The organism is Oceanibacterium hippocampi, from assembly GCF_900172325.1.
Lineage (GTDB): Bacteria > Pseudomonadota > Alphaproteobacteria > Sneathiellales > Sneathiellaceae > Oceanibacterium > Oceanibacterium hippocampi.
Genome location: NZ_FWFR01000002.1, coordinates 653,352 through 679,556, shown reverse-complemented (window position 1 = coordinate 679,556; position 26,205 = coordinate 653,352). Strand labels below are relative to the sequence as shown.

Here is a 26,205-nt window from a genome sequence, read left to right as displayed (position 1 = left end):
GATTGGACCATAGGACGAACGATAATGGACCTTAAATCAAGACCAATTCGGTCTATCGTGAGGATCGGGCCAGCCCTTTAGGGAATATCGCGGAACCGCCATGATCATCGCCAGTATCGAGACCTTCACGAACGAGTTCGTCTGCTTCGTCCGCGTCAGAACGGATGACGGTGCCGAGGGTTGGGGTCAAGTCGCGCCCTATTTCGCAGACATCACAGCGCAGGTCGTGCACCGCCAGGTCGCGCCGTATGCGCTCGGCCGGGACGCGCTCGATATCGACGCCCTGGTCGACCTCATCCCTGAGCGCGAGCACAAGTTCCCCGGTGCCTACCTGCGCCGGGCGATCGGCGGGCTCGATACCGCACTCTGGGATCTGCGCGGCAAGCTGGAGGGCAAGCCGGTCTGTGCGCTGATCGGCGGTACGCCGGGCACGCTTCGCGCCTATGCCTCGTCGATGAAGCGCGACATCACCCCGGCGGACGAGGCGGCGCGGCTGAAGGACCTGCGCGACCGTTGCGGTTTCGACGCCTTCAAGTTCCGGGTCGGCGCGGAATGCGGCCATGATGTCGACGAATGGCCGGGCCGCACGGAAGAGATCGTGCCGACCATGCGACGCGAACTGGGCGACGCGGTGGCGCTGCTGGTCGACGCCAATTCCGGCTTCTCGCCCGGGCGCGCGATCGAGGTCGGCGGCATCCTGCAGGACAACGGTATCTCGCATTTCGAGGAGCCGTGCCCCTACTGGGAATACGAGCAGACCCGGCAGGTCACCGAGACCCTCGACATCGACGTCGCCGGCGGCGAGCAGGATTGCTCGCTGGTCGACTGGCGGCGGATGATCGCCGGCCGGGTGGTCGACATCGTGCAGCCGGATGTCTGCTACCTCGGCGGCCTGACGCGCACGCTTCGCGTCGCGAAGATGGCGGCCGAGGCCGGGCTGCCCTGCACGCCGCACAGCGCCAATCTCTCGATGGTGACGCTGTTCACCATGCACTTGCTGCGCGCGATCCCGAATGCCGGGAAATATCTCGAATTCTCGATCGAGCGGGAAGATTACTACCCGTGGCAGGAGGGGCTTTTCGTGGAATCGCCCTACGCGATCGAGAATGGCCGCGCCACGGTCACCGCGCGCCCTGGCTGGGGCGTCGACGTCGATCCAGAATGGCTCGCCCGATCCGCCTACCGCATCAGCGAACAGGGACATTGAACCGATGAACAGCAGCCGTGAGCTTGCCGCGCGCGCCTTGTCCGGTGGAACACTTCCCGGCCTGCCGAACGGGCATTTCATCGACGGGGCGTTCCGTGCCGGCGCCGCGGGCCGGTCGATGGCGAGCCTGGATCCGGGACGGGCAGAGCCCTTTGCCGACTTCGCCCGGGGCGACGCCGACGACGTCGATGCCGCAGTGCAGTCGGCCCGTCGGGCCTTCGAGACGGCCTGGCGCGACATGGCGGCGGCCGAGCGCGGGCGGATCCTGATGCGCGCCGCCGGCCTGATCCGTCAGAATGCCGCCCGGCTCGCGGTCGCCGAATGCCTCGACAGCGGCAAGCCGCTGGCCGAGGCCGAGGGCGATGTCGGCGGCGCCGCGCGGGCCTTCGAATATTATGCCGGGGCCTGCGACAAGTTGCAGGGCGACAGCTTCCCGATCGGCCCGACGTATCTCGGCTACAGCCTGCACGAGCCGGTCGGCGTCACCGCGCAGATCATTCCCTGGAACTATCCGATCTCGACCGCGGCGCGGGGCATCGCCCCGGCTCTGGCGGCCGGTTGCACGGTCGTCGCCAAGCCGGCCGAGCAGACCCCGTTCACCGCGCTCATGCTGGCCGATATCCTCAGACAGGCGGGCCTGCCCGACGGCGTCTGCAACGTCGTGACCGGCACCGGGATAGAGGTCGGCGCGCCGTTGTCGGCCCATCCGGGCATCGACCACATCACCTTCACCGGTTCGGTCGCGAGCGGCCAGAAGGTGATGCGGGCCGCCGCCGATCACGTGACGCGGGTGGTGCTCGAGCTCGGCGGCAAGTCGCCCGTCGTCGTGCTCGGCGATTGCGATGTCGAGCGGGCGCTCGACGGGGTCATGGGGGCGATCTTCGAGAATGCCGGGCAGATCTGCTCGGCCGGCTCGCGCCTGATCGTCGAGCGTTCGCTGCATGCGCCGTTCGTCGAGACGCTTTGTCGCCGCGCGGAAGCGCTCAGTATCGGCCACGGGCTGCGCAACCCGGCGCTCGGACCGGTCAACTCGGCCGAACAGCTTGCCCGGATTTCCGGATTCATCGATCGGGCCCGGGACCGGGGCGCCGAGATCGTCACGGGCGGCGCGACAACCACCGATCCGGAAACCGGCAAGGGCTGGTTCTACCGGCCGACCATCGTCGACAACCGCGAACCCGATGACGAACTGGTGCGCGAGGAGATCTTCGGCCCGGTCCTGACCGTGCAGGTCGCCGAGGATGCCGATCATGCCCTGGCGCTCGCCAACGACAGCCAGTACGCGCTGGTCGCCGGCATCTACACCGGCGACTTCTCCCGGGCGCATCGTTTCGCCCATCGGGTCGACGCGGGACAGGTCTTCATCAACGAGTATTTCGCCGGGGGCATCGAGGTGCCTTTCGGCGGCAACCGGAAGTCGGGCTTCGGTCGCGAGAAGGGGCTCGAAGGCCTGTTGAGCTATTGCCGCACCAAGAGTGTCGCCGCGCGGATCTGACGCGTTCCGGAGAGGCGGCCCGAGGCCTCCTTCGGAGGCGTGGCCTTTTTTCGCCCGGTAGATGTCGAATTCGATGAAATGCTATCTCTATCTAGTTGAATCTGAAAAGTGATGTCTATTGCCAAAAAGATTTTACAAAACGAACGCTTCAAAAGCTCTCGAATTTAAAAATAGACGTTCAAGAAGTTAATATTGGAGAAGAGTGGCGGGTATTTGAAATTCCGGAGTTTCTACCCATATTAAACTGAGGGTCGATTTGGCCTTGGCAATTAGAAAGTCCAATTCCATGTCCTTCAAGAAATTCTCTGTCACCCAGGACAGCGCCGCTAAACCGGCGCCGGCCGCCGATGCTACAGCAGCTGCCAACAAGCCGGCGGTAAAGGCTCCCGCAGCGGTCGACAAGACGGCCGCGCCGAAACCGAAGAGCTGAATCTCGGCACTGCGGCCCGCTTGAACGGGTCGCGATCCAGTGACGGGCCTGCGATCCCGGTCCCGTGGCATCGCCGCGACGGGTTCGGGGTCGCGGCCTCGAATTGCCGTCGACTTTTGCGCGCCCGTACCGGCATGCCGGGTCGTCGGTCCCCTGTTCCTCTTTCCCGATGAAGGGACGGAAGCGAAAGGTTTACCAACGTGACAAAATCAGCTATCGCGCAGTCGCCGGACCTCGCCACAGCGTTCGAGCCGTCGCACGCGGACGAGAGCAAGACGCGCCATTGTCTCCGCTGCAAGTCGGAATTCCTGAGCAGCTGGTCGGGAGAGCGGATCTGCGGCCGTTGCAAGGGTTCGACCGCCTGGCGCAATGGCACGCCCTACAGCTTCACCTCGGCCGGCCGACGGGTCTGAACGACGCCGACCGGCGCCCGCACCGATCATCCGCCTGAACCGATCCGGTGATGACCGGTTCGGTCGGGCGGTTCTTGGTTCCGGTCCGTGAGGGTTCCGAAGCCCCCTGAAGCCATCCTTTACTTCCCGGATATCCGCGCGGTGCCGTTCTTCGGCGCCGCGCTGCCGATTCCGCTCTGGCGATTTTTCGCTTTACAGGGCCATCGCCGAGTCATATTATTTCGATAGTGAAATTGAGTTTCATATATGAAACATATTCACTGGTCGAGATAGCCCGACCCGAAGGGGGGACCATCCGATGCCCGATGCCGAAGAGACGATGTTGCTGACGGTGTTCCTGCGCCATGATCAGTCCAACAATCTCGACGCCATCCAGACCCGGCTGAAAGAGGCCGATTGGTGGGAGCGTTTCCCGCCCGAGGGCGTCGAGATCGTCTCCTGGACCGTGGCCATGGGCTTCGGCCAGATCGTGACCCTCCGCCTGCCGCCGTCCCGGCTGAACGTGGTCAACGTCGAGCTTGAGCGGTCCGCGTGGGGTGTCTTCAGCACCGAAATCTTTCCGACATACGACTTCGTTCCGGTTCGCGAGATGATCCGGGAACGGGTGCGAAACGGGGGAAAATGATGACCAATCAGCAGTATCTCGAAGTGCATCAGACCCGCGACAGGGCGCCGACCGATTACGAGAACATTCTCGGCGACGCGATCGAGCGGGCCTTCGCGGCCGGGGTCGACGGCCTGGACGGGCTCGTGCGGAGCCTCAACGAGCAATGTGTGCCGGCACCGGGCGGGGCCGCCTGGACGGCTGGCCTTTATGTCGCGGAAATGAAGCGGCTCGGCGCCTGACCGGCGCGACGCGAACGCTGACGAAAGCGGGGAGAGCGAGATGACGGACTTCAACGGCAATCTGGACAACGCCGCCACCGACGAGATGATCGAGCAGCGCCTGGCGGTCGGCCTGCGCAATCTCTGGTGGCCGATCTGCCCGTCGAGCTTCGTGGGCGAGCGGGCGATCTCGCTGCGCCGGCTCGGTTATCGCATGGTGCTCTGGCGGCGTCGTGACGGCACGGTCCGGATCCTCGAGGATCTGTGCCCGCATCGCGGCGCGCCGCTGTCCCGCGGCATCGTCATGGATGACCGGATCGCCTGCGGCTATCACGGTGTCCAGGTCGACGAGAACGGCGTTGCTGTGTCGGTTCCCGGCAGCCCGGGCTGCAAGCTGGAAGGGTCGCGCTGCGTCCGCGTGTTCCCTGCGATCGAACGCAACGACACGATCTTCGCCTATGTGTCGGACGACCAGGAACAGAACACCGATCCGGCACCCTTCACGATGCCGGAGCAGCTCGAATCCGACAACTACAGCGCCTTCCTCTGCTACGCGGAATGGAACGGCGATTATCGCTTCGTCTATGACAATGTCATGGACCCGATGCACGGCACCTTCCTGCACAAGCAGTCGCATTCGATGTCCTTCGGCGACACCACGGCGAAGTTCCGCATCCGTGATACCGATCATGGCTTCGTCTTCGAGAAGGAAGGCCAGCGGAACGTCAATTTCGACTGGACCGAGTGGGGCGAGACCGGCATCCACTGGCTGCGCCTGGAGATCCCCTACCCGAAGACCGGCGGTCCGGGCGGCAATTTCCACATCGTCGGCATGTACACGCCGATCGGCCCGAACAAGGCGGCGATCTTCCACTGGCGGGTCCGCGACGTCCAGGGCTGGCAGCGCGACACCTGGCGCTTCCTGTACAAGAACCGGCTCGAGGAGCGGCACTGGCACGTGCTGGAGCAGGACCGGGGCCTGCTGGAGGACCTCGACGAGGGCGCCAACGCCAACGAGTTCCTCTATCAGCACGACATGGGGCTTGTCCGGCTGCGCCGTCGGCTGCGTAATCTCGCGACCGAGCAGCTCGAGGCCGAGGCGGCGCGCCGCATGGGCCGGCAGAGCGCGGCCTGATGTCCGCTTTCCGGAAAATCGTCGCGGCCGAGGTCCCGGAACCGCCCGGCGCCTCCTGGTCGAACTGCCTGTTGATCGGCCGCGAGGTCGTGTTCTCGGGCGTGACCGCGCGCACTGCCGATGGCAACGCGGCCGGCGGTGACAGCATGGCGGCGCAGACGGCGGCGATCTTCGCCAAGATCAAGGCGCAGCTCGCCGCGGCCGGCGGCCGTGACGGCAACATCTACCGGCTGGTCATCTATGTCACCGACATCGCCCGCAAGGACGAAGTGAACGCCGCCCGGAAGGCCGCCTTCCGCGATGTCTATCCCTGTTCGACGCTGGTCGAGGTCTCAGGCTTCGTCTTTCCGGATCTTCTCGTCGAGGTCGATGCCTTCGCCAACCTGGACGTCGACCTGCAGGCGGAAGGGGCGGACCGGTGAGCGCCGCCGCCGACAGCGGCGACCGCCGCCCCCTGAACCTCCGTATCCAGCGCATGCAGTGGGAGGCGGAAGGCGTCCTTTCCGTCGAACTGCGGCGGCCGGACGGTGACGAACTGCCATCCTACGAACCCGGCGCCCATGTCGATCTGCGATTGCCGAACGGCCTGGTGCGAAGCTATTCGCTGGCCGGCGATCCGGCCAACCGCGATCGCTACGTGGTCGGCGTCGGCCTCGACGCGGCGAGCCGGGGCGGCTCCAGCTTCGTGCACGGCAAGCTCCGGGTCGGCGACCGCATCGACGTCGAGCCGCCGCTCAACCATTTCCCGCTGGTCGAGGACGCCGAGAAGGTGGTGCTGCTGGCCGGCGGCATCGGCATCACGCCGATGCTCTGCATGGCCCGCCGCCTGACCGAACGCGGCCGTCCCCTTACCTTCCACTATGCCGTGCGAAGCCGCGAGCGCGCCGCTTTCCTCGATCAGCTCGAGGCGATGGGGGCCGACCTGCGCCTGCATGTCGACGCCGAGGCGGGCGGGCCGTTCGACATCGCCGCGGCGGTCGCCGGCCATCCGGCGGGCACGCATTTCTACTGCTGCGGCCCGGGGCCGATGATGGCGGCCTTCGAGGCGGCGGTCGCCGAGGTTCCGGACGAGCGCGTCCATGTCGAGTATTTCACGCCCAAGGCGATCGAGACGGAGGGCGCGGACAGCGCCTTCACCGTGCGGCTCGCCAGGAAGGGGTTGACCGTCGAGGTCCCGGCCGGGCGTTCGATCCTCGGCGCGCTTGCCGATGCCGGCGTGATCGTACCGTCCTCCTGCGAGGACGGGATCTGCGGAACCTGCGAAACCCGTGTCCTCGACGGTGTTCCCGATCATCGGGATTCCGTTCTCACCAAGGCCGAGCAGCAGTCGAACCGGACCATGATGGTCTGCGTCTCGCGCTGCAAGGGTTCCGGCCTGGTTCTCGATATCTGACCCGGAGACCGTTCGATGAGCATTCTCGGTATAGACCGGATTACCTACGGCGCCGCCGATCTGGCGACCTGTCGCGCCTTCTTCGCCGACTGGGGCCTGACCCTGATGGCCGAGGACGCGGCGGGTCTCGATTTCGAGGCGGCGAACGGCTGCGAGATCCAGGTCAGGCTGCCGGACGACCCGGCGTTGCCGCCGGCCTTCGAGGAAGGGCCGACGCTCCGCGAGGTGGTCTGGGGCGTGTCCGGGACGGCCGATCTGCAGCGCTACCGTCCGACCCTGGCCGCGCGGCCGGGCTTCCGCGAGGATCCGGACGGCACGCTGCACGCGATTGACCCGAACGGCTGCGGCGTCGCGCTCCGGGTCAGCCGGAAGCGCGATGTCGAGGTCAAGGGCTCGCCCTCGAACGTCTGGGGCCACAACGCCCGTATCGACACGCCCGGCCCGGTGTACGACCGCGCCAGCCCGATCGAGGTCGGCCATGTCGTCTTCTTCACCAACACGCTCGAGGAAACGACCGCCTTCTACGCCGCCCTCGGGTTCCAGCTCTCCGACCGTTATCCCGGGCGCGGCCATTTTCTCCGCTGCGCGGCGGAAGGCGGCCATCACGACCTGTTTCTCCTGCAGACGCCGGCCGGCAATCGCGGCCTCAACCATGTCGCCTTCACCGTGCGCGACATCCACGAGGTCTTCGGTGGCGGCCTGCAGATGTCGCGGAAGGGCTGGGACACCCAGCTCGGGCCGGGACGGCACCCGATCTCGTCCGCCTATTTCTGGTACTTCCGGAACCCGGCCGGCGGTTTGATCGAATATTACGCCGACGAGGATTACCTGACCGGGAACTGGCAGCCGCGCGACTTCGAGCCCGGCCCGACCGTGTTCGCGGAATGGGCCGTCGACGGCGGCCTCGACGGCGAGACCCGGCGCCAGAGCAGGGGGCCGGCGACGGCAAGCGGCAAGTTCCTCACCGAGAAGCAATCCTGATGGCGAGGACGGCGGAAACCGGGAGTTCGGCAGGACAGGGGCGGGTCATGACCAGGCAGGCACTCGAATTCAGGAACGTCACCAAGATCTTCCGCGCCAGCCATCGCGGCAGCACGGAAGTGACGGCGATCTCCGACGTCAGCTTCCAGGTCGCCGAAGGCGAGGTCGTCTCGATCATCGGCCCCTCCGGCTGCGGCAAGAGCACCTGCCTCAATCTCGGCTCCGGCCTCGATCCGGCGACGACGGGCGAGATCTACGTCGATGGCGAGCGGGTGACGCGGCCGATCTCGCATGTCGCCTTCATGTTGCAGAAGGACCTGCTGCTGCCCTGGCGGACGATCCGCGAGAATGTCGAGCTCGGCCTCGAGATCCAGAAGCTGGTGACCGCCGAGAGCAAGGCGCGGGCGATCGAACTGCTCGAGAAATGCCACCTCGGTGGCTTCGTGAACAGCTATCCGCACGAGTTGTCGGGCGGCATGCGCCAGCGCGCCGCGCTCGCCCGCACGCTCGCCGTCGATCCGTCGGTGCTGCTGATGGACGAGCCGTTCTCGGCGCTCGACGCGCAGACCAAGATGGTCCTGCAGCAGGACCTCGGCAAAACCCTCGCCGAGACCGGCAAGACGGCGCTGTTCATCACCCATGACCTCGTCGAGGCGATCGCGCTCTCCGACCGCGTGCTGGTGATGAGCCAGCGGCCGGGCACGATCATCGAGGAAATCGTTGTCGAGATCCCCGATCGCGACAATCCCATGCAGCGCAGGCAACACGAACGCGTCGGCGGCTACGTCGCGGCGCTGATGGACCTGCTGCATATCGGAGAGGCCGCCGAGGCATGAAGCCGAGGCACGGAAACGGGAGACAACAGGGAAACGTCATGAAAAACATTCGCAAATTTCTGATCGCGGGCCTCGTCGGCGCCGCGGCCCTCGGCGCCTTCGCGACCCCGCAGGCGGAAGCGGCGGAAGACATCACCTATCTGCTGCCCGCGCCGGGCTTCCTGCCTGCCTTCTCGCCGTGGATGCTGGCGAAGGAGCGCGGCTACTATGACGACGAGGGCCTGAACGTCACCTTCCAGGTCGCCAAGGGCGGCGTCGATGTGGCCAAGCAGGTCGGCGCCGGCAATGCGGTCGTCGGCGGCGCGATCGGCGACACGCCGATCCTCGTCCGCGCCAACGGCGTGCCGGTCAAGGCGGTCGCGGTGCTCGGCGGACGCTCGTTGATGCAGCTCGTGGTCAACACCAAGCGCGACATCGAGACCCCGGCCGATCTCAAGGGCAAGACCATCACCGCGATGGCCTATCAGGACACCACCTTCTACGCGCTGCTCGGCGTGCTGGCCTCGCAGGGGCTCGGCAAGGACGACGTGAACGCCCAGGCGGTCGGCCCGGTCAATATCTGGAAGCTGTTCGTCGCCGGCGAGTCCGACGCGATGGCCTCGGTTCCGGACTGGACCTATTACGCGATGCAGTCGGGCATGGAAGGGATCAAGGTCATCCCGTCCGACGAGTATTTCAAGAGCATGGCGCAGGCGATCATCGTCGCCGACGAGACCATCGAGAACAATCCCGAGCTCGTCCGCAAGCTCGTCCGCGCGACGCTCAAGGGCATGAAGGACATCATGGACGATCCGGACGGCGCCGCCGTCGACTATGTCAAGGCCGTGCCCCAGAACAAGGGCAAGGAGAAGGACATGGCGGAGATCTTCCGGATGTTCACGAAATATGTCTACAGCGGCCAGGAGACGCTCGGCCTGATGGACGTGGAGCGCCTCACCGCGCTCCAGGAATTCTACCTGGAGCAGGGCATCGTCCGCACCCGCACGCCGGTCGACGAGCTCTATACCAACCAGTTCGTCCAGTGATCCGCTGAACCGCGCAAACCCGATCCAGGAGTAGACGCGATGGACTCCCTCTCGATCGAATCCTCGACCCAGCGGATGCTGGCAGGCAGTGTTCTCCTGTTCTGTGCCTTCCTTGCCCTCTGGGAATGGGGACCGACCCTGTTCGGCATCCCGGCCTTCATCATTCCGCCGGCGTCGAAGGTGTGGAGCGAGTTCATCTACATGTCCGGCAACGAGAACCTGCTGTTCCATACCGCGATCACCGCGGGGCAGGTCGTTGCCGGGCTGGTCCTGGGCGTGCTTCTCGGGATGGTGGTGGGCTTCATCCTCGGCATGTCGCCGACCGCCGAATTCCTGCTGTCGCCCTATATCCTGGCGCTGCAGATCGCGCCGAAGGTGGCGTTCGCGCCGCTGTTCATCATCTGGTTCGGCTACACCGTCTATCCGAAGATCCTGGTCGCGGTGCTGATCGTCTTCTTCCCGGTGATGATCAACGTGCTCGGCGCCGTACGCTCGATCGATCCGGACATCACCCGGCTCGCGCGGGCGTTCACGGCGAGCCGTCTGCAGGTCTTCTGGAAGATCGAGTTTCCCGCCTCGCTGCCGCCTTTCTTCGCCGGTCTTCGCATCGCCGCGACGCTCGCGGTGATCGGGGTCGTGGTCGGCGAACTGGTCGGCGGCAATACCGGACTCGGCTACCTGCTCTCGTTCGGCGAGGGCGCCGGCAACACCGCGATGGTTTTCGTGGCGATCATTCTGCTGACCCTGATCGGCATCGTTCTCTACGGGCTCATCGTTCTCGCCGAACGCCGGGTCCTGCATTACATGCCCGCGCGCGTCCGCGCCGACGGCTGAGCTGATTTCACGGAGGAATCGAAAGATGAGCAAGCGCAAGGAAAAGATCGTCGAACAGGCGGGCCAGATGCTGCCGAGCTGGGAAAAGCCGGCCGACCGCAGCCTCGGCGAGTGGATCGAGAAGAGCCGCGTGGCCCGTTTCGAGAGCCGGACCTACGACTGGAACGCGCTCAAGTTCCAGGCCGACTTCGACCCGAAATACAAGCGCGCCCAGTGCCGCTACATGGGCACCGGCGCGACCGGCGTGGCCAGCGACAGCGGCACCGTCCCGTCGGAGCATTTCACGTTCTCGACGATGATCCTGCCGGCCGGCTGCGAGGGCCCGCTGCATGTCCATCACGATGCCGAGGAAGTCTTCTTCGTGCTCAAGGCCGAGAAGCTCCGGCTGTTCTTCGAACTCGACGGCGAGACGGCCGAGACCGTGCTGACCTCGCGCGACCTGATCTCGGTGCCGCCCGGCGTCTATCGCGGGCTTCGCAACGAGGGCCAGGAAGAGGCCCTGATGTGCGTCATGCTCGGCACCTCGAAGCCGATCGTGCCCGACTATCCGGACGGGCATCCGCTGATGGAACTCCGCAAGCGCCGTCGCGAGATCGCGGCCGCCGCCGAGTCGGAGAAACTGAGCAAGGCGAGCTGACGACCGCCATGCCGCTTTCCGGACGCATCATCGTTGTCACCGGCGCCGGCCGGGGCCTTGGCAGGGCGTTCGCCGAGGCTGCCGCCGGGGCGGGCGCCGAGGCCGTCGTCATTGCCGAGATCAATCGGGAATGGGGCGAGGCCTCGGCCGCCGCGCTCGTCGAGGCGGGTCACGAGGCCTGCTTCCTGCCGCTCGATCTCGGCGACCCGGCCTCGATCGAGGCGCTGGCGGGCGAAGTCGGGGCGCGCTACGGCCGGGTTGACGGGCTGGTGAACAACGGCGCCATCGCGACCGGTATCGGCGGCAAGACCTTCGAGGAAATCGATATCGAGACCTGGGACCGGGTCATGTCCGTCAATGTCCGGGGCACCTGGCTGGCGGTGAAGGCCTTCGCGCCCTGGCTCCGCAAGTCGTCGGGCGGCCGGGTGGTCAACCTGGCCAGCGATACCGCGCTTTGGGGCGCGCCCCGGCTGTTGTCCTATGTCAGCAGCAAGGGCGCGATCATCTCGATGACGCGCTCATTGGCCCGCGAGATGGGCGGCGACGGGATCACGGTCAACGCGGTCGCGCCCGGGCTGGTGCGCGTCGAGGCCACCGAATATGTCCCGGAGGAGCGCCATCGCCTTTACGAGACCGGGCGGGCGATCCCGCGACCGCAGTATGCCGATGACGTGATCGGCGCGGTGCTCTACCTGCTCGGGTCCGGGGCCGGTTTCGTGACCGGCCAGACGCTGCCGGTCAACGGCGGCTTCGTTTTCAATTGAGGGCGGAACGGTGAGCGAAGCCCATCCCCGGAAAACCGTCGCGGTCGGCGACCTGGCGCTCAGCTATCGCGAGGCGGGCACAGGGCCGGCGCTGGTGCTGCTGCACGGGATCGGCTCGAACAGTGGTTCCTGGATCCACCAGCTTGCCGCGCTCGGCGCCGATCACCGGGTCATCGCCTGGGATGCGCCGGGCTATGGCCGGTCCGATCCGCTGGCCAACGCGCGGCCGGCGCCGGCGGATTACGCCGATCACCTGGCGGCCGCGCTCGACGCGCTCGGGATCGCGACCGCTGACGTCGTCGGCCATTCCTTCGGCGCGCTTGTCGCCGCCGCCTTCGCCCGCCGCCATCCCGCCCGGATCGGCCGGCTCGTGCTCTCGCACCCGGCGGTCGGATTCGGCGCCGCGGCCGACGCGCCACTGCCGGAGGGGGCCGCGGCCCGGGTCCGCGACCTGGAAACGCTCGGGCCCAAGGGCCTGGCGGAGAAGCGCGCAGCGCGGACCTGCGGTCCGCACGCGGCGCCGGAGGTTATCGACCTGACGCGTCGCGTCATGGGAGAAATCCGCCCCGAGGGCTACCGCGCCGCCAATCATCTGCTCGCCCGGGGCGATCTGCTGGCCGATCTCGCCGGTCTCGACCTGCCGATCCGGGTGATGGCCGGGACGGCCGACCCGATCACGCCGGAAGCGCGCTGCCGCGACGTCGCGGCGCGACTGCCCGGGGCCGATTATGTCGATCTCGGCGAAGTTGGCCATCCGAGCTACGCGGAAGTGCCGGAACGCTACAACGAGGCGCTGAGGCGCTTCCTGAGGAGGAACCGATGAGCAGCGAAGCCGATGAAAAGGCGGCCGCCGCCGATACCGAACGCTATGTCGTGCCCGGTCTCGAGCGGGGTCTCCGGCTTCTCGAATGTTTCAGCCGCGACCGGCGGGAAATGACCCTCGCCGATCTCGGGCGCGAGCTCGCGCTGCCACGCTCGACCGTGTTCCGGCTGGCGGTGACACTGGAGCGCATGGGCTATCTGCAGCGGGTTGTCGGCGGCAAGAGCTATGCGCTCGGATCACGCATCCTGACGCTCGGGTTCGAATATCTCGCCTCCATGGACCTGGTCGAGGTCGCCCGCCCGCACCTGACCGCGCTTCGCGACGCGACCGGCGCGGCGGCCCACATGGCGATCCGCGAAGGCCGCGAGATCGTCTATATCGCCCGCGTCGCCTCGCAGGCCCAGCTTGCCAGCAACGTCCATGTCGGGACCCGCTTCCAGGCCCATGCGACGTCGATGGGGCGCGTCCTGCTCGGCGCCCTGAACGACAGCGATATCGTGAACCTGTATGCCGGCGTGGCTCTGGAACGATTTACCGAGTTCACGCCCGGCACGGTCCCGGAACTGCTGGATATCGTCGAGCAGGATCGCAACCGCGGTTACGTCGTCAGCCGTTTCGCCTTCGAACGCGGTGTGGCGTCGGTCGCGGCGCCGGTTCGCGATGCATCCGGGCGGATCGTCGCGGCGATCAATATCTCCAGTCCCGGCAGCTACATCCCGCTCGACGAGCTTGACGGGGTCATCAAGGACCGGGTCCTCGAGAGCGCACGGGAAATCTCGGCCTGGCTGGGCTTCCGGCCGGCGGCGCTGGAACAGCGGGCGGCGGGCTCATGACCGCCGCCGGGAAAGGCTGACGCGATGGATCTGGGTCTGAAGGACCGCGTGGCGGTCGTGACCGGGGGAACCTCCGGCATCGGGCTGGAAGCGGCCCGCATCCTGCTCGGCGAAGGCGCCAGGGTCGCCATCTGTGGCCGCGACGGTGGCCGGCTGGATGCGGCCGCGGCAACGCTCGGATTCGACGACCGTCTGCTGGCCATGCGTTGCGACGTGCTGGACGAGGGTCAGGTCGGCGCCTTCCGCGCCGCGGTTGTCGACCGTTTCGGCGCGGTCGACATGCTGATCAACAATGCCGGGCAGGGTCGCGTATCGACCTTCGCCGATACCGGCGACGCGGCCTGGGAAGAGGAACTGCATCTCAAGTTCTTCAGCGTGATCCGCCCGACCCGGGCCTTCCTGCCGGCGCTGGAGAATTCGTCGGCCGGCAGCATTGTGGTTGTCAACTCGCTGCTGTCCCGGCAGCCCGAACCGCACATGGTCTGCACCTCGGCGGCGCGCGCCGGCGTACAGAACCTGGTGAAATCGCTGAGCGTCGAGTTCGCGCCCAGGGGCGTGCGCGTCAATTCGATCCTGCTCGGCGTGATCGTCTCCGGCCAGTGGCGCCGCCGCTTCGAGGCGGCCCGCGCACCGGGCCGGGATTTCGACGACTGGATCGCGGGCGAGGCCCGCATCCGCAAGGTTCCATTGGGTCGTTTCGGCCAGCCGGATGAGCCGGCCCGTGCCGTTGTCTTTCTCGCTTCACCGGCCGCGTCCTACATCACCGGCGCGGCGCTGGAGGTATCAGGAGGGGTGTCGCGTCATGCCTGAAGTGAAAACCACCGTCGGCGATCTGGTCGCCGCGTTTCTCGAAGCGGCCGGTGTCGAGGAGACCTTCGGGGTCATCTCCATCCACAACATGCCGATGCTCGACGCGATCGGTCGTCGCGGGAATATCCGCTACGTCCTCGCGCGCGGCGAGGCCGGCGCGGTCAACATGGCGGATGCCGCCGCACGCGTCCGGGGCGGGCTCACGGCCGCCTTCACCAGCACCGGCACCGCCTGCGGCAATGCCGCCGGTGCGATGGTCGAGGCGCTGACCGCGGGCAGCCCGGTCCTGCACCTGACCGGCCAGATCGACAGTCCCTACCTGGACCGGGACCGGGGCTATATCCACGAGGCGCCGGACCAGCCGCGCTTGCTTGAAGCTGTTTCAAAGGCGAGCTTCCGGGTCTGGTCGCCGGAAACCGCGCTCGGCGTGTTGCGCGAGGCCGCACGGATCGCGCTTACCCCGCCGGCCGGCCCGGTCAGCATCGAGATCCCGATCGACATCCAGAAGGCCGCGGTGACGATTCCCGACGACCTCGCGCCGATCCCGCCGGTGACGGCGCGCCCGTCCGAGGTGGCGCTTGACGCGCTCGCCGCGGCGCTGGTCAAGGCCCGCCGCCCGCTGCTCTGGCTCGGTGGCGGCGCCCGTGGCGCGACCGTCGGCGCGGAGCGGCTCGTCTCGATGGGGATCGGCGTCGTCACCAGCACCAACGGCCGGGGTATCGTGCCGGAGGATCATCCGCTCAGCCTCGGTGCGGTCAACATGGTGCCGGCGGTCGAGGCCTTGTACCGGACCTGCGATTTCATGCTGGTCGCGGGCTCCCGCCTGCGGGGCAACGAAACGCGGAACTACAAGATGGAATTGCCGCGTCCGCTCTGGCTCGCCGATGCCGATCCGCGCACCGAGGGCCGGTCCTACGTGGGCGACGGCTTCGTGCATGGCGATGCCGCCGACATCCTCGATGCCCTGGCCGACCGGGTCGCCGGCCGCATGGCGATCGATCCGGCCTTCGCCGACGATCTGGCGACGGCGCGCGAGACGGCGGTCACCGCGCTGCGTGACAATCTCGGTCCTTATGGCCGGCTGATCGACCAGTTGCAGGCGGTGATGCCGCGCGACGCGGTCTGGGTTCGTGACGTGACGATCTCGAACAGCACCTGGGGCAATCGCCTGCTGCGCATCTTCGGGCCGCGCGACGGCGTGCATGCGCTGGGCGGCGGCATCGGGCAGGGCACGCCGATGGGCATCGGCGCCGCCGTGGCGGCGGGTGCCCAGGGCCGCAAGACCGTCACGCTAGTCGGCGACGGCGGTTTCGCGCTCTCGCTCGGCGAACTGATGACCGCCGTGCAGGAACGCGCGGACGTGGTCTTCCTGCTGATGAACGACCAGGGCTACGGCGTCATCCGCAACATCCAGGACGTTCACTACGGCGGCCGGCGCTATTTCGCCGATCCGCTGGCGCCCGATTTCGGCGCGCTGTCGGCGGCCATGGGGCTCGCCCACACGGTGGTTCGCGACCTGGATGACTTTCCCGACGCGATGGCCGCCGCGATCGCCCTGCCGGGTCCGGCGATGGTCGAGATCGACATGATTGCCGTTGGCCCGTTCAAGGTCGCCTTCGCCGGCCCGCCGGTGCCGCAGAAGGCCCCGGCCAGGGAATCGGTGCCGGCGTGATCCGGATCGCGCTCATCGGTTATGGCGGGATTGCCGCGACGGTCGTCGAGACGCTGCCGCAGATGCCGGGCGTCGAACTCGCTGCCGTCCTGGTCCGGCCGGGACGGGAGCAGCTGGCCCGGGAGCGGCTCGGCGACGTGCCGCTCGTCACCTCGATCGAGACGCTGCTCGCCGAGGGGCCAGAGCTTGTCGGTGAATGCGCCGGGCATGAAGCCGTGCGGGAGTTCGGTCTGGCGATCCTCGATGCTGGCAGCGACCTCGTGATCGCCTCGATCGGCGCGCTTGCCGATCAGGCGCTTTACGACCGGCTGACCGAGGCGGCCGCGCGTTCGGGCGCCCGACTGGTCCTGCCGGCCGGGGCGATCGGCGGCATGGACGCGCTTGCCGCAGCCCGTTTCGGCCGGCTGGACACGGTTCGCTACCGGTCCCGCAAGCCGCCGCAGGCCTGGACGGGGACCCCGGCCGAGGCGATTTGCGACCTTGCCACGCTGACCGCGCCGGTGGTGCTTTATCGGGGCTCGGCCCGGGCGGCGGCGGAACAATATCCGAAGAACGCCAATGTCGCGGCGACCGTGGCGCTGGCCGGACTCGGCTTCGAGGCGACCGAGGTCGAACTCGTCGCCGACCCGGGAGTCACCGGCAATATCCACGAGATCGAGGCCGCCGGCGACTTTGGCCATTTCGCGATCACCCTGTCCGGGCGTCCGTCGCCGGCCAACCCGAAGACGTCGATGCTGACCGCGCTCAGCATGGCGCGCGCGTTGGGCCAGCCGGGCGCCGTCGTCGTCATCTGAGCGGGAGCGACCATGACCGAGATCTTCGTCGGCGGCGAATGGCGTCAGGGCAGGGGCCCGGTGCTTACCTCGATCAATCCGGCCGACGGCAGCGTCAATGCGGAGTTCGCGGGTGCCTCCGCCGAGGACGTGGCGGATGCGGTGACACGCGGTCACGAGGCAATGAACGATCCCGCCTGGCGCGATCTCAGGCCGCACGAACGGGCCCGCATCCTCACCCGGATCGCCGACGGGCTGGAATCGGAGATCGAGGCCATCTCGATCCTGCAGACCCGCGATACCGGCAAGACGCGCGGCGAGACGACGGCGCTGGCGGCCAGCGCCGCCGGGACCTTCCGCTACATGGCGGCCGCGCTGGAAACGCTGGAGGACGAGCTGACCCCGCCGCGCGGCGATTACATGACGATGAGCGTGCACGAGCCGCTCGGCGTCATCGGCGCGATCACGCCCTGGAATTCGCCGATCGCGAGCGACGCCCAGAAGGCCGCGCCGGCGCTCGCCGCCGGCAACGCGGTGGTGCTCAAGCCGGCCGAATGGACGCCGCTGGTGTCGCTCAAGTTCGCCCGCATCTGCGAGACGGCGGGACTGCCGGCCGGCCTGCTTTCGGTCCTGCCGGGGCAGGGGCGGATCGCCGGCGACGCCATCGTCCGCCATCCGCTGGTCCGCAAGGTCTCGTTCACCGGCGGCACCCGGACCGGCCGTCATCTGGCGACGGTGGCCGGCGAGAAGCTGATGCCGATCACGCTGGAACTGGGGGGCAAGTCACCGACCGTGGTCTTCGCCGATTCCGATATCGAGCATGCGATCAACGGCGTGCTGTTCGGGATCTTCTCGTCGAGCGGGCAGAGCTGCATCGCCGGTTCGCGCCTGTTCATCGAACGCGGCATCTACGACGAGTTTCTCGGGCGGCTGGTCGCCCGCGCCCGGCAACTGCGGGTCGGCCCTGGCGAGGATCCGGCGACCCAGGTCGCGCCGCTCGTCCATTTCGACCACCGGGCGAGCGTCGAGCGCTATGTCGATCTCGCCCGCGAGGAAGGCGGCCGCATCCTTTGCGGCGGCGCCCGCCCGGACGGCACGGCCCATGCGGACGGGGCCTATTACCTGCCGACGATCATCGACGGCCTGGCCAATGCCAGCCGTACCTGCCAGGAGGAGATCTTCGGGCCGGTGCTGGTCGCGCTCCCCTTCGATGACGAGGACGACCTGGTCGCCCAGGCCAACGACAGCGTCTACGGCCTCGCCTGCGGGCTCTGGTCGCGCGACTACCAGAAGGTCTGGCGGCTGGCCCGGCGCATCGCGGCCGGCACGGTCTGGATCAACACCTACAAGCAGTTCAGCATCTCGACGCCGTTCGGCGGCTTCAAGGACAGCGGCCTCGGTCGCGAGAAGGGGCGTCACGGCATCCGCCAGTACATGCAGCAGAAGAGCCTCTACTGGGGCCTCAACGAGGCGCCGCTGCCCTGGGCCATGCCGCGCTGACGGTCGGCAACAGGCGTCGTCAGTCGAGGAAGGCGCCGAAGTTCTGCTGCAACGCGGTCAGCCGGCCGATCCGATCCGTCGCGCGCTCGCCGAGCCGCTGGGCGATATCCTCGAACAGGAGGTTCGAGAGACTGACGAACGGCGACTGGCTGTCCCAGAACAGGCGGCTTTCCGTGTTCACCGCCAGCACGTCCTCGGTGTGGGCATGCGCCCAGTGGCAATGCCTGTCGCAGATGACGATCAGCCGGACGCCGGCGCGGCTCGCCTGTTCGGCAAGGAGCTGGCTGAGCCGCGTGTAGCGGCGCATTTCGAACAGCACCAGGGCGGGGGCATCTGCCTTGCCGCCGAACAGCGCCGCGAAGGTGCCGTCCGCGCCATCGAGGACACCGACCTCGGGGCGCAGATATTGCAGGCGGGCGGCGAAGTCGGCGGCGATGCCGCCCAGGGTCTGGAAGCCGGCCACGAAAACCGCGTCCGAATCGCACAGGGTCTCGACCACCCGTTGCCAGAGCGGCGTTCCGACCAGTTCGTAAACGGCGACGAGGGCGCGGATCTCGAGCTGCAGGCTGGCATGCAGGTCCCGCCCGGCCGGGCCCCTTTTCTTCAGATGCTCGGCCCGGTCGGTAAGGAGCAGGGACGGGTTCAGGCTGGACTCGCGCAACTCTTCCTTCAATTCGCCGATGCCGCTGTAGCCCAGGGTTCGCATGAAACGGCTGACCGTCATCTGGCTGACGCCGACCCGCGCGGCGATCGTCGCCGCCGTTTCGAACGGCAGGTCCTGGAGGTTGGCCAACATGTAGGTGGCGATCTCCCGCTCCGACCGGGTGAAGCGATGCAAATCGGCGCGCAGGCGCCTTTCCAGGTCGCCGTTCATCACACCGTGCCCGGGGGAGACGCCGGCGGACGCCGGTGGAACCAGGGTTTCGCGGTCTCGAGCTGGGCCGCCAGGCGGAAGAGGAGGCCCTCGTTCTCCATGGTCGCGCTCATCATGACGCCCACCGGCAGGCCGTCCGCGCTCCAGTGCAGCGGCACCGACATGCTCGGCTGACCGCTGACATTGAACAGACTGGTGAACGGGCTGAAGCGCAGAAGCGCTGCCGAATATTCCTCGATGTCCGGGTTCCGCATCCGTTGCGGACCGAGCGGCGCCGGTGGTTCCGCCAGGGTCGGGCTGACGAGAATGTCGTTGTCGCGATGGAAGGCGGCCATCCGCCGGCCCTGGGCATGGATCACCGACAACGCGTCGGCATAGGCGTCGGCAGTCAGCGTCCGGGCATGCACGACCGCGTTCCAGGTGACCGGCTCGACATCGCTCTCGGCCAGTTCCCGGCCGAGATGCGTTGCCCTGCGACGGAGGGCGGAAAGGACATTGGCGGCGACCAGTGTCCAGACGGCTCCGCCGACCTCCTCGCCGTCACCGGGAGGCATCGCCTCCTCGACGTGATGACCGAGGCTTTCCAGAAGTTGTGCCGCCTCGCGCGCGGCCGTGACGCATTCCGGGTCGACCGGCGTGCCGGACAGCGGGGCCAGTTGCAGGGCGACCTTCAGCTTGCCCGGATCGGCGCCGACTTCCTTGCGGTAGGGACGGGCGGGCGGTTGCGCCGAATAGGGGTCGCCCGGAATGCGGCCGGCGACCGCGTCCAGCAGCGCGGCGCTGTCCCGCACGCTTCGCGTCAGGGCATGGACGACCCCGAGGCCGCCCCAGCTTTCCCCGGCATCGGGTCCGAGGGAGACCCGCCCGCGGGTCGGTTTCAGGCCGAACAGGCCGCAGCAGGAGGCCGGAATGCGAATCGAGCCGCCACCGTCGCTGCCCTGCGCCGCGGGGACGATGCCGGCGGCCACCGCCGCGGCGGCACCGCCGGACGAGCCGCCGGCAGTCCGGGTCAGGTCCCAGGGATTGCGGGTATCGCCGTGCAGAACCGTTTCGGTCGATGCGGCGAGACCCTGTTCCGGCGTGTTGGTCTTGCCGAAAATCACCAGGCCGGCGGCCTTGTAGCGCTGGACGACATCGGAATCGTGATCGGCGACCGCGTCGGAGAAGAGCGCCGAGCCGCCGCTCGTGACGGTGCCGGCGAGTTGGACCCCGACATTCTTCAGCAGGAAGGGGACACCCCTGAAGGGGCCGTCGGGGAGGCCGGCGGCAACCGCCTCTCGCGCCAGATCGTCATGCCGGTAGCTGATCGCATTGATCGCCGGCTCGACCGTTTCGGCGCGGGTTATCGCGGTTTCCAGAAGCTCGCCCGGCGTCACCTTGCCGGACGCGACAAGCGCGGCGAGACCGAGCGCATCATGGTCGTCGTATTCGTCAATGACCGCCATTCAATCCATCCAGGGACAAGCTACAAACTGCCCGCATGATATCCCTTTACGGGCATTGTTGTTAAAGAAATAACATTTGTCGGAATGTTGGTGTCAAGATAACATCGACGGGGTTCGGATACAGGCGGACAGAACAGCGAAACGCTGCCGGCGCGGAACCGGGAGAGATATTCGCGGCGCGCCGAGGCAACGGCGAATCAAACGATAAACCGGAGGCAGAAAGATGAGAGCATTGTGGAAATCCGGCGGCCGGCGCCTGGCGCTTGTCGCGGCAGCGGTCGGCGGAGTCGCCGTCGGCGGCGCGGGCATGGCGCAGGCCGAGAACGTCATCGCCTGGGGCAAGGCCGCGGACGTGACCAGCATGGACGTCAACATTGCCGGCACGGTCGCGTCCTGGACCATGTACCAGATGATCTATGAGACCCTGCTGACCACCGACAAGGACATGAATCTGCAGCCGGGCCTCGCGGTCTCGTGGGAGCAGACCTCGCCGACCGGTTACGTCCTGAAGCTCCGCGAGAATGCCAAATGGTCGAACGGGCGCCCGGTGACGGCAGGCGACGTGATCGGTAGCCTGCAGCGGATCAGCGGCGAGGAACTGAACCCCGAGGGCGTTGCCGCGGCGACGACCGACGAGGCGAAGCAGAAGGCCAGCCTGAAGATCTCCTCCTACTGGGGGCGGCAGTTCGGTGTCATCAAGTCGATGACGGCGCCGGACGATCACACGGTCGTGGTGGAACTCGAAAAGCCGCATACCGCGTTCCTGACGGCGCTCGCCCATATCTCGGCGGCGATCGTCCCGATCAAGGAACTGAAGGACGGTACCTTCGATCCGAATTCCGAGATGCTGGGTTCCGGCCCCTTCATGGTCGCCGAGCATCTGCCGAAGGAAAGCTGGACGCTGGTCCGCAATCCCCATTACTGGCGCGACGGTTATCCCAAGGCGGACCGGATCGACGTGCCGATCATCCCGGACGAGGCGGCGCGGGTCGCCGCGCTCCGTGACGGGCGGGTCGACTACGCGATCTTCTCGAACCCGGATATCGCCCGTCTCGTCGCCGACGACCCGAACATCGTCGTCGAGGCGCAGAAGACGACCAACTATTTCCGCGTCGACATCAATGCGCTGTCGGACAAGTCGGCCTTCAAGGACAAGCGGATCCGCCAGGCCTTCAACCTCGCGATCGACCGCAACGCGATCGCCAATATCGTCTTCGCCGGCGCCACCGTGCCGGATCAGCCGGTCCCGGTCGCGTTCGGCAAGGATGCCTGCGGCACGACGGACACCTACGCGCTGCCGCGCGAGGAGCGGCTGAAGAAGGCGCGCGAACTGGTCACCGCGACCGGCGAGGATGAGGTCGAGACGACGATCATCGCGCCGGCCTCCGACCCGGTCTATGCCCGCATCGCCCAGGTGATCCAGCAGAATGCCCGCGACGTGGGCATCGAGGTCGAGATCCTGCAGATGCCGACCGCCGAGTATCTCCAGAAGGTCTTCACGGACGGCGATTTCGACGCCTCGATCTCCTGGCTCGCCGGGTACAGCGATCCGAGCATGGTGATCGCCTGGTGGAACCCGAAATTCGCGGTCTGGAACACCGTCTTCCACGAGTATGTGCCGGAACTCGCCGATGCGCTCGGAGAACTGAAGAGCACGCCGGCCGGGGGCGAACGCGATGCCAAGCTGACCGAGGTCTGCGGCATGATCGACGACGGCGCCAACATCCTCGCGCTGGTCTCGAAGGTCGACTTCATCCTGCACCGGAAAGACAAGATCGATATCCGTGTCGACCCGGTTTCCGGTTCCTCCAACACCTTCCAGTATGCTGCCGAGTATACCTCGAAGGACTAACGCAAGGCTGATCCACCCGCCGGGCGCCACGATTGCGTCCGGCGGATGGTCCCCCTCGGTGACGGAGACGGACGCTTGCGCCTGATCTATTTCCTCGCCCCGCGGCTGCTGATCGCGGCGATCACCATGTTCGGCGTCGCGCTGCTGGTCTTCCTGTCGCTCAGGCTGATTCCGGGCGGCTACGCCGACATCGTCCTCGGACCCTTCGCCACCGGCGCGGCGCGGGATCTGCTGATCCAGCGCTACGGTCTCGACGAGCCGATCTTCGTTCAGTTCGGCAAGTGGCTCTGGGCGCTGCTGCAGGGTGACTTCGGCAACTCGATGGTGACCAACAAGCCGGTGATAGACGAGTTTCTCCGCCGGGCGCCGGTGACCGGCGAACTGGCGATCCTGACGCTCCTCCTGGCGCTCGCAATCGGCCTGCCGCTCGGCGTCTGGAGCGGTCTCGCCGAGGGCGGCGCCGGCGGCAAGGGGCGTCTCGGACGCCTGGTCGGCGCGCTCGGCGCCAGCGTGCCGGATTTCGTGATCGGCAGCGCCTTCATCTTCATCTTCTCGAAATGGTCTCTCGGCCTGAAGGTCGGCGGCTTCGTGCCGCTCGACCAGGGCCTCTGGGACAATCTCAAGACCATGATCCTGCCGACCGTCTCGCTGTCGGTCTTCGCCATCGCGCTGTTCCTGCGGACGACCCGGGACGCGGTGCTGCGGGTCATGACCGACGGCCATATCCTTGCCGCGGTCGCCCGCGGCCAGCGGCCGCGCGACATCGTGCGCCACCATGTGCTGCGGAACGCGGCGATCCCGGTGGTGACCGTGACCGCGACCTATTTCGGCTTTCTGCTTGGCGGCGCGGTGATCGCCGAGGTGCTCTTCTCGATCCCGGGCGTCGGCTACTACATCTTCTCCTCGCTGGAGGAGCGCGACTATGCCGTCGTCCAGGCCGGTGTGCTGCTCGCCGCCTTCGTCTTCGTTTCACTCAACATGGTTGCCGACTTCGCCTACGCGCTGATCGACCCGCGCATCGGCGCGGCCCGGTCCGGCACGTGATCGCGCTCGCCTCGGCCCGGCTCGGGCGCTTCTTCCGGCGCGATTCGCTGGGCCTGCTCGGGGCCGTCCTGCTGCTGGTGCTGCTGATCCTCGGGATCTTCGGCGATCTGCTGCCGCTCGGCGATCCGAACGCCATCGGCGCCGGCCCGCGACTCGGCGCGCCCAGCCTTGCCTTTCCGCTCGGCACCGACGATCTCGGCCGGAGCTACCTGCCGCGCGTCGTCGAGGGCATCGGCGTGACTTTCCTGCTGTCGGCCATCGCGGTGATCATCACGGCGGTGATCGGCACGCTGCTCGGCATGGCGGCCGGTTACCTGCATGGCGCGACCGACCATCTGATCGCCCGCATCGCAGATATCCTGTTCGCCTTTCCGGCGCTCCTGTTCGGCCTGCTGGCGGCGGCCGTGATCGGGCCGGGCAGCATCGCCGCGATCGTCGTCATATCGACCGCGACGATACCGCTCTTCATCCGCGTCGTGCGATCCGTCACGCTTTCGGTTGCCGAGCGGGAATTCGTCGTCGCCGCCGTGGTCTCCGGCGCCTCGACGTGGCGGGTGATGCTGGTCCACCTGCTGCCGAACATCCTCGGCGCCGCGATCATCCAGCTCACCTATGCGCTTTCCGTCTCGATGATCATCGAAAGCGCGCTTTCCTTCCTCGGCCTCGGCGTGCAGCCGCCGGCGGCCTCGCTCGGCTCGCTGCTCCGCCTCGGCAGCGTCTATCTGACCATCGCGCCCTGGCTGGTGCTCGCGCCCGGTCTCGTGCTGGCGGCCGCGATCATGTCGATCAACCTGCTCGGCGACGCGATCCGCGACGCCCTCGACCCGCTTCGCGGACGGTCGCTCAAATGACGGCGGCGGTCGACATCCGCGACTTCGTCGTCGCCTACGAGACCGGGGGCGGCGCGGTCTTCGCGCTCGACGGCATCGACCTGGCGATAGGCGCCGGCGAGACGCTCGGCATCGTCGGTGAAAGCGGCTCCGGCAAGTCGACGCTCGGCATGGCGATCGGACGGTTGCTCGCGCCGAACGCCCGGATCGACGCGGGCGACATCCTTGTCGCCGGCTGCTCGGTGACCACCAGCGACGACGAGACCGTGCGCCGGTTGCGGCGGGAACGGCTGGGCTTCGTCTTCCAGAACCCGATGTCGGCGCTCGACCCGACGATGCGGATCGGACGCCAGGTCGCGCTTGCCATGGAGGGCACGCCTGACACCGCGGCGGTCGAGAGGTTGCTCGTCCGGGCCGGCCTCGACGAGCCCGGCCGTGTCGCCCGGAGCTTCCCGCACGAACTGTCCGGCGGCATGGCGCAGCGGGTGGTGATCGCGCTGGCAATCGCCCGCAATCCCCAGATCCTGATCGCCGACGAGCCGACTGCCTCGCTCGATGCCTCGATCCGCGACCGCATCCTGGATCTGCTGTTCGCGATGCGGGCGGAGACCGGCGCGAGTCTCGTGATCCTGAGCCACGACCTGAGGATGATCGTCCATCGCTGCGAACGGGTGATCGTGATGTATGGCGGGCGGATCGTCGAGATGGGCGAGAGCCAGGCCGTCTTCGGCAGTCCTGCTCATCCCTATACCCGGGCGCTGATCCGCGCGGCCGCCGGCAACGAGGCGCCGGGCGAGCAGCTCGACCCGATCCCGGGCGTGCCGCCGGTCCTGCGGGCGCCGTCGGCCGACTGTGCCTTCGCGCCGCGCTGTGCCCATGCGGCCGAGCGTTGCCGACGCGAGCGGCCGGCCGAACGCGCGGTCGGCGGAAGCCGCGTCGCCTGCCATTTCGCGGAGGAGATCATGGCCGCTTCCGGAACCGCGCGGGAGGTTGCCGAATGACTGACGTCGCGGCGCCGGTGATCGCCTTCCGCGGGGTCGGCGTCACCTATCGCAAGGGGCCGGTCTGGAACCGCACGGAGGTGCCCGCCGTCGGTGCCGTCGATCTCGAGATTGCCGCCGGCGAGACGCTGGGCCTGGTCGGCGAATCCGGCTCCGGCAAGACGACGCTCGGCCGGGTAGCGCTCGGCCTGATCCGCCCCTCGCGGGGCGAATTCCTGATCGAGGGCAGGCCGTTCGACCCCGCCATCCGCCGCGAGGGGGCGCTCTCGGTTGTCCTGCAGCACCCGGAATGGGCGCTCAATCCCCGCCTCAGATGCGGCGTCTCGGTCGCCGAGCCGTTGACGATCCGAGGCGATCTCGACCGTCAGGCGAGGCGTCAGCGGGTCGCGTCGATGCTGGAACGGGTCGGTCTCGACCCCGGATTCGCCGAGCGCTATCCGGGCGACCTGTCCGGTGGCCAGCGCCAGCGCATGGCGATCGCCCGTGCGTTGATCACCGAACCGCGCTTCATCGTCTTCGACGAGGCGGTGAGTGCGCTCGACGTTTCGGTCCAGGCGCAGATCCTGAACCTGATCCGCGAACTGCAGGCGGAGCACCGCTTCGCCGCGATCTTCATTTCCCATGACCTGGCCGCGACCCGCTACATCTCGCACCGGATCGCCGTGATGCTGAAAGGCGATATCGTCGAGGTCGCGCCGGCGCGAACCTTCTACGACATGCCGGCGCACGACTACAGCCGGGCCCTGTACGCGACGATCCGGTGAGGTCCGCCC

The 26,205-nt window shown here is 67.5% G+C and carries 28 protein-coding genes; 26 read left to right on the top strand and 2 right to left on the bottom strand.

Annotated features, from left to right (window positions below; all coding sequences use genetic code 11):
* The first annotated feature begins 100 nt into the window (after window positions 1-100).
* The 21 genes from OCH7691_RS14175 (at window position 101) to OCH7691_RS14080 (ending at window position 18,386) form a co-directional block, all read left to right on the top strand.
* Window positions 101-1,207 (top strand): mandelate racemase/muconate lactonizing enzyme family protein, encoded by a 1,107-nt coding sequence (locus OCH7691_RS14175; RefSeq protein WP_085884184.1) that lies wholly within the window; start codon window positions 101-103, stop codon window positions 1,205-1,207.
* Between the two features lie 4 nt (window positions 1,208-1,211).
* The gene (locus OCH7691_RS14170) at window positions 1,212-2,702 is read left to right on the top strand and encodes an aldehyde dehydrogenase family protein (RefSeq protein WP_085884183.1); all 1,491 of its coding nucleotides are present in this window, start codon (window positions 1,212-1,214) and stop codon (window positions 2,700-2,702) included.
* A 286-nt stretch (window positions 2,703-2,988) separates the two neighbouring features.
* Window positions 2,989-3,132, top strand: coding sequence for a hypothetical protein (locus OCH7691_RS23320; protein ID WP_176245059.1), 144 nt, complete (start codon window positions 2,989-2,991; stop codon window positions 3,130-3,132).
* Window positions 3,133-3,332: 200 nt separating this feature from the next.
* Window positions 3,333-3,545 (top strand): hypothetical protein, encoded by a 213-nt coding sequence (locus OCH7691_RS22955; RefSeq protein ID WP_139839704.1) that lies wholly within the window; start codon window positions 3,333-3,335, stop codon window positions 3,543-3,545.
* Window positions 3,546-3,843: 298 nt separating this feature from the next.
* Complete coding sequence (locus tag OCH7691_RS14160; RefSeq protein WP_085884181.1) at window positions 3,844-4,170, top strand: hypothetical protein; 327 nt, start codon at window positions 3,844-3,846, stop codon at window positions 4,168-4,170.
* Window positions 4,170-4,391, top strand: a complete 222-nt coding sequence (locus OCH7691_RS14155) for a recombinase-like helix-turn-helix domain-containing protein (protein WP_085884484.1) — start codon at window positions 4,170-4,172, stop codon at window positions 4,389-4,391. Before OCH7691_RS14160 ends, OCH7691_RS14155 begins: the two co-directional genes overlap by 1 nt.
* 40 nt (window positions 4,392-4,431) lie before the next feature.
* Window positions 4,432-5,505, top strand: a complete 1,074-nt coding sequence (locus OCH7691_RS14150) for a Rieske 2Fe-2S domain-containing protein (protein WP_085884180.1) — start codon at window positions 4,432-4,434, stop codon at window positions 5,503-5,505.
* Window positions 5,505-5,927 carry a RidA family protein gene (locus OCH7691_RS14145; protein WP_085884179.1) on the top strand — a complete coding sequence of 141 codons (423 nt, stop codon included), beginning with the start codon at window positions 5,505-5,507 and terminating at the stop codon, window positions 5,925-5,927. Before OCH7691_RS14150 ends, OCH7691_RS14145 begins: the two co-directional genes overlap by 1 nt.
* Before the next feature lie 53 nt (window positions 5,928-5,980).
* Complete coding sequence (locus OCH7691_RS14140) at window positions 5,981-6,898, top strand: PDR/VanB family oxidoreductase (RefSeq protein ID WP_085884483.1); 918 nt, start codon at window positions 5,981-5,983, stop codon at window positions 6,896-6,898.
* Between the two features lie 15 nt (window positions 6,899-6,913).
* Window positions 6,914-7,879 carry a VOC family protein gene (locus OCH7691_RS14135; protein WP_085884178.1) on the top strand — a complete coding sequence of 322 codons (966 nt, stop codon included), beginning with the start codon at window positions 6,914-6,916 and terminating at the stop codon, window positions 7,877-7,879.
* 47 nt (window positions 7,880-7,926) lie between these two features.
* The gene (locus tag OCH7691_RS14130) at window positions 7,927-8,715 is read left to right on the top strand and encodes an ABC transporter ATP-binding protein (protein WP_085884177.1); all 789 of its coding nucleotides are present in this window, start codon (window positions 7,927-7,929) and stop codon (window positions 8,713-8,715) included.
* A 38-nt stretch (window positions 8,716-8,753) separates the two neighbouring features.
* On the top strand, window positions 8,754-9,740 hold the full coding sequence (locus OCH7691_RS14125; protein ID WP_085884176.1) for an ABC transporter substrate-binding protein: 987 nt from the start codon (window positions 8,754-8,756) through the stop codon (window positions 9,738-9,740).
* Between the two features lie 39 nt (window positions 9,741-9,779).
* Complete coding sequence (locus OCH7691_RS14120; RefSeq protein WP_085884175.1) at window positions 9,780-10,574, top strand: ABC transporter permease; 795 nt, start codon at window positions 9,780-9,782, stop codon at window positions 10,572-10,574.
* 25 nt (window positions 10,575-10,599) lie between these two features.
* Entirely contained in the window at window positions 10,600-11,211 is a 612-nt protein-coding gene (locus tag OCH7691_RS14115; protein WP_370853115.1) for a cupin domain-containing protein, read from the top strand.
* 8 nt (window positions 11,212-11,219) lie between these two features.
* On the top strand, window positions 11,220-11,975 hold the full coding sequence (locus tag OCH7691_RS14110) for an SDR family oxidoreductase (RefSeq protein ID WP_085884174.1): 756 nt from the start codon (window positions 11,220-11,222) through the stop codon (window positions 11,973-11,975).
* 10 nt (window positions 11,976-11,985) lie between these two features.
* A complete protein-coding gene (locus tag OCH7691_RS14105; protein ID WP_176245058.1) occupies window positions 11,986-12,798 on the top strand; it encodes an alpha/beta fold hydrolase in 813 nt (270 codons plus the stop codon).
* Complete coding sequence (locus OCH7691_RS14100) at window positions 12,795-13,631, top strand: IclR family transcriptional regulator (RefSeq protein WP_085884172.1); 837 nt, start codon at window positions 12,795-12,797, stop codon at window positions 13,629-13,631. The genes OCH7691_RS14105 and OCH7691_RS14100 overlap by 4 nt, the downstream gene beginning before the upstream one ends.
* Before the next feature lie 24 nt (window positions 13,632-13,655).
* Complete coding sequence (locus OCH7691_RS14095) at window positions 13,656-14,441, top strand: SDR family oxidoreductase (protein ID WP_085884171.1); 786 nt, start codon at window positions 13,656-13,658, stop codon at window positions 14,439-14,441.
* The gene (locus tag OCH7691_RS14090; RefSeq protein ID WP_085884170.1) at window positions 14,434-16,113 is read left to right on the top strand and encodes a thiamine pyrophosphate-binding protein; all 1,680 of its coding nucleotides are present in this window, start codon (window positions 14,434-14,436) and stop codon (window positions 16,111-16,113) included. The genes OCH7691_RS14095 and OCH7691_RS14090 overlap by 8 nt, the downstream gene beginning before the upstream one ends.
* The gene (locus OCH7691_RS14085) at window positions 16,110-16,907 is read left to right on the top strand and encodes an aspartate dehydrogenase (protein ID WP_085884169.1); all 798 of its coding nucleotides are present in this window, start codon (window positions 16,110-16,112) and stop codon (window positions 16,905-16,907) included. Before OCH7691_RS14090 ends, OCH7691_RS14085 begins: the two co-directional genes overlap by 4 nt.
* 12 nt (window positions 16,908-16,919) lie before the next feature.
* Entirely contained in the window at window positions 16,920-18,386 is a 1,467-nt protein-coding gene (locus OCH7691_RS14080) for an aldehyde dehydrogenase (RefSeq protein WP_085884168.1), read from the top strand.
* 19 nt (window positions 18,387-18,405) lie between these two features.
* Here the strand turns inward: OCH7691_RS14080 and OCH7691_RS14075 are convergent, their stop codons facing one another.
* Both OCH7691_RS14075 and OCH7691_RS14070 read right to left on the bottom strand, forming a co-directional pair.
* Window positions 18,406-19,260 carry a MurR/RpiR family transcriptional regulator gene (locus tag OCH7691_RS14075; protein ID WP_085884167.1) on the bottom strand — a complete coding sequence of 285 codons (855 nt, stop codon included), beginning with the start codon at window positions 19,258-19,260 and terminating at the stop codon, window positions 18,406-18,408.
* Entirely contained in the window at window positions 19,260-20,705 is a 1,446-nt protein-coding gene (locus OCH7691_RS14070; protein ID WP_085884166.1) for an amidase, read from the bottom strand. Before OCH7691_RS14070 ends, OCH7691_RS14075 begins: the two co-directional genes overlap by 1 nt.
* A gap of 223 nt (window positions 20,706-20,928) precedes the next feature.
* On the opposite strand from OCH7691_RS14070, the gene OCH7691_RS14065 reads away from it, so the two are divergent.
* The 5 genes from OCH7691_RS14065 (at window position 20,929) to OCH7691_RS14045 (ending at window position 26,196) form a co-directional block, all read left to right on the top strand.
* Window positions 20,929-22,557, top strand: a complete 1,629-nt coding sequence (locus tag OCH7691_RS14065; RefSeq protein ID WP_085884165.1) for an ABC transporter substrate-binding protein — start codon at window positions 20,929-20,931, stop codon at window positions 22,555-22,557.
* A 75-nt stretch (window positions 22,558-22,632) separates the two neighbouring features.
* Window positions 22,633-23,601, top strand: a complete 969-nt coding sequence (locus OCH7691_RS14060; protein WP_085884164.1) for an ABC transporter permease — start codon at window positions 22,633-22,635, stop codon at window positions 23,599-23,601.
* On the top strand, window positions 23,598-24,452 hold the full coding sequence (locus tag OCH7691_RS14055; RefSeq protein WP_217807998.1) for an ABC transporter permease: 855 nt from the start codon (window positions 23,598-23,600) through the stop codon (window positions 24,450-24,452). Before OCH7691_RS14060 ends, OCH7691_RS14055 begins: the two co-directional genes overlap by 4 nt.
* A complete protein-coding gene (locus OCH7691_RS14050) occupies window positions 24,449-25,432 on the top strand; it encodes an ABC transporter ATP-binding protein (RefSeq protein WP_085884163.1) in 984 nt (327 codons plus the stop codon). Before OCH7691_RS14055 ends, OCH7691_RS14050 begins: the two co-directional genes overlap by 4 nt.
* Entirely contained in the window at window positions 25,429-26,196 is a 768-nt protein-coding gene (locus tag OCH7691_RS14045; protein ID WP_085884162.1) for an ABC transporter ATP-binding protein, read from the top strand. Before OCH7691_RS14050 ends, OCH7691_RS14045 begins: the two co-directional genes overlap by 4 nt.
* Window positions 26,197-26,205: the final 9 nt, after the last annotated feature.

What these genes read in the sequence shown, in the direction of transcription:
- OCH7691_RS14145 (WP_085884179.1), top strand. Translation starts at nt 5,505, where the DNA reads ATGTCCGCTTTCCGGAAAATCGTCGCGGCCGAGGTCCCGGAACCGCCC.
- OCH7691_RS14135 (WP_085884178.1), top strand. Translation starts at nt 6,914, where the DNA reads ATGAGCATTCTCGGTATAGACCGGATTACCTACGGCGCCGCCGATCTG.
- OCH7691_RS14120 (WP_085884175.1), top strand. Translation starts at nt 9,780, where the DNA reads ATGGACTCCCTCTCGATCGAATCCTCGACCCAGCGGATGCTGGCAGGC.
- OCH7691_RS14125 (WP_085884176.1), top strand. Translation starts at nt 8,754, where the DNA reads ATGAAAAACATTCGCAAATTTCTGATCGCGGGCCTCGTCGGCGCCGCG.
- OCH7691_RS14175 (WP_085884184.1), top strand. Translation starts at nt 101, where the DNA reads ATGATCATCGCCAGTATCGAGACCTTCACGAACGAGTTCGTCTGCTTC.
- OCH7691_RS14160 (WP_085884181.1), top strand. Translation starts at nt 3,844, where the DNA reads ATGCCCGATGCCGAAGAGACGATGTTGCTGACGGTGTTCCTGCGCCAT.
- OCH7691_RS14080 (WP_085884168.1), top strand. Translation starts at nt 16,920, where the DNA reads ATGACCGAGATCTTCGTCGGCGGCGAATGGCGTCAGGGCAGGGGCCCG.
- OCH7691_RS14070 (WP_085884166.1), bottom strand. Translation starts at nt 20,705, where the DNA reads ATGGCGGTCATTGACGAATACGACGACCATGATGCGCTCGGTCTCGCC.
- OCH7691_RS14095 (WP_085884171.1), top strand. Translation starts at nt 13,656, where the DNA reads ATGGATCTGGGTCTGAAGGACCGCGTGGCGGTCGTGACCGGGGGAACC.
- OCH7691_RS14155 (WP_085884484.1), top strand. Translation starts at nt 4,170, where the DNA reads ATGACCAATCAGCAGTATCTCGAAGTGCATCAGACCCGCGACAGGGCG.
- OCH7691_RS14130 (WP_085884177.1), top strand. Translation starts at nt 7,927, where the DNA reads ATGACCAGGCAGGCACTCGAATTCAGGAACGTCACCAAGATCTTCCGC.
- OCH7691_RS14065 (WP_085884165.1), top strand. Translation starts at nt 20,929, where the DNA reads ATGAGAGCATTGTGGAAATCCGGCGGCCGGCGCCTGGCGCTTGTCGCG.
- OCH7691_RS14170 (WP_085884183.1), top strand. Translation starts at nt 1,212, where the DNA reads ATGAACAGCAGCCGTGAGCTTGCCGCGCGCGCCTTGTCCGGTGGAACA.
- OCH7691_RS14090 (WP_085884170.1), top strand. Translation starts at nt 14,434, where the DNA reads ATGCCTGAAGTGAAAACCACCGTCGGCGATCTGGTCGCCGCGTTTCTC.
- OCH7691_RS14075 (WP_085884167.1), bottom strand. Translation starts at nt 19,260, where the DNA reads ATGAACGGCGACCTGGAAAGGCGCCTGCGCGCCGATTTGCATCGCTTC.
- OCH7691_RS14100 (WP_085884172.1), top strand. Translation starts at nt 12,795, where the DNA reads ATGAGCAGCGAAGCCGATGAAAAGGCGGCCGCCGCCGATACCGAACGC.
- OCH7691_RS14050 (WP_085884163.1), top strand. Translation starts at nt 24,449, where the DNA reads ATGACGGCGGCGGTCGACATCCGCGACTTCGTCGTCGCCTACGAGACC.
- OCH7691_RS14110 (WP_085884174.1), top strand. Translation starts at nt 11,220, where the DNA reads ATGCCGCTTTCCGGACGCATCATCGTTGTCACCGGCGCCGGCCGGGGC.
- OCH7691_RS14045 (WP_085884162.1), top strand. Translation starts at nt 25,429, where the DNA reads ATGACTGACGTCGCGGCGCCGGTGATCGCCTTCCGCGGGGTCGGCGTC.
- OCH7691_RS23320 (WP_176245059.1), top strand. Translation starts at nt 2,989, where the DNA reads ATGTCCTTCAAGAAATTCTCTGTCACCCAGGACAGCGCCGCTAAACCG.
- OCH7691_RS14115 (WP_370853115.1), top strand. Translation starts at nt 10,600, where the DNA reads ATGAGCAAGCGCAAGGAAAAGATCGTCGAACAGGCGGGCCAGATGCTG.
- OCH7691_RS14140 (WP_085884483.1), top strand. Translation starts at nt 5,981, where the DNA reads ATGCAGTGGGAGGCGGAAGGCGTCCTTTCCGTCGAACTGCGGCGGCCG.
- OCH7691_RS14150 (WP_085884180.1), top strand. Translation starts at nt 4,432, where the DNA reads ATGACGGACTTCAACGGCAATCTGGACAACGCCGCCACCGACGAGATG.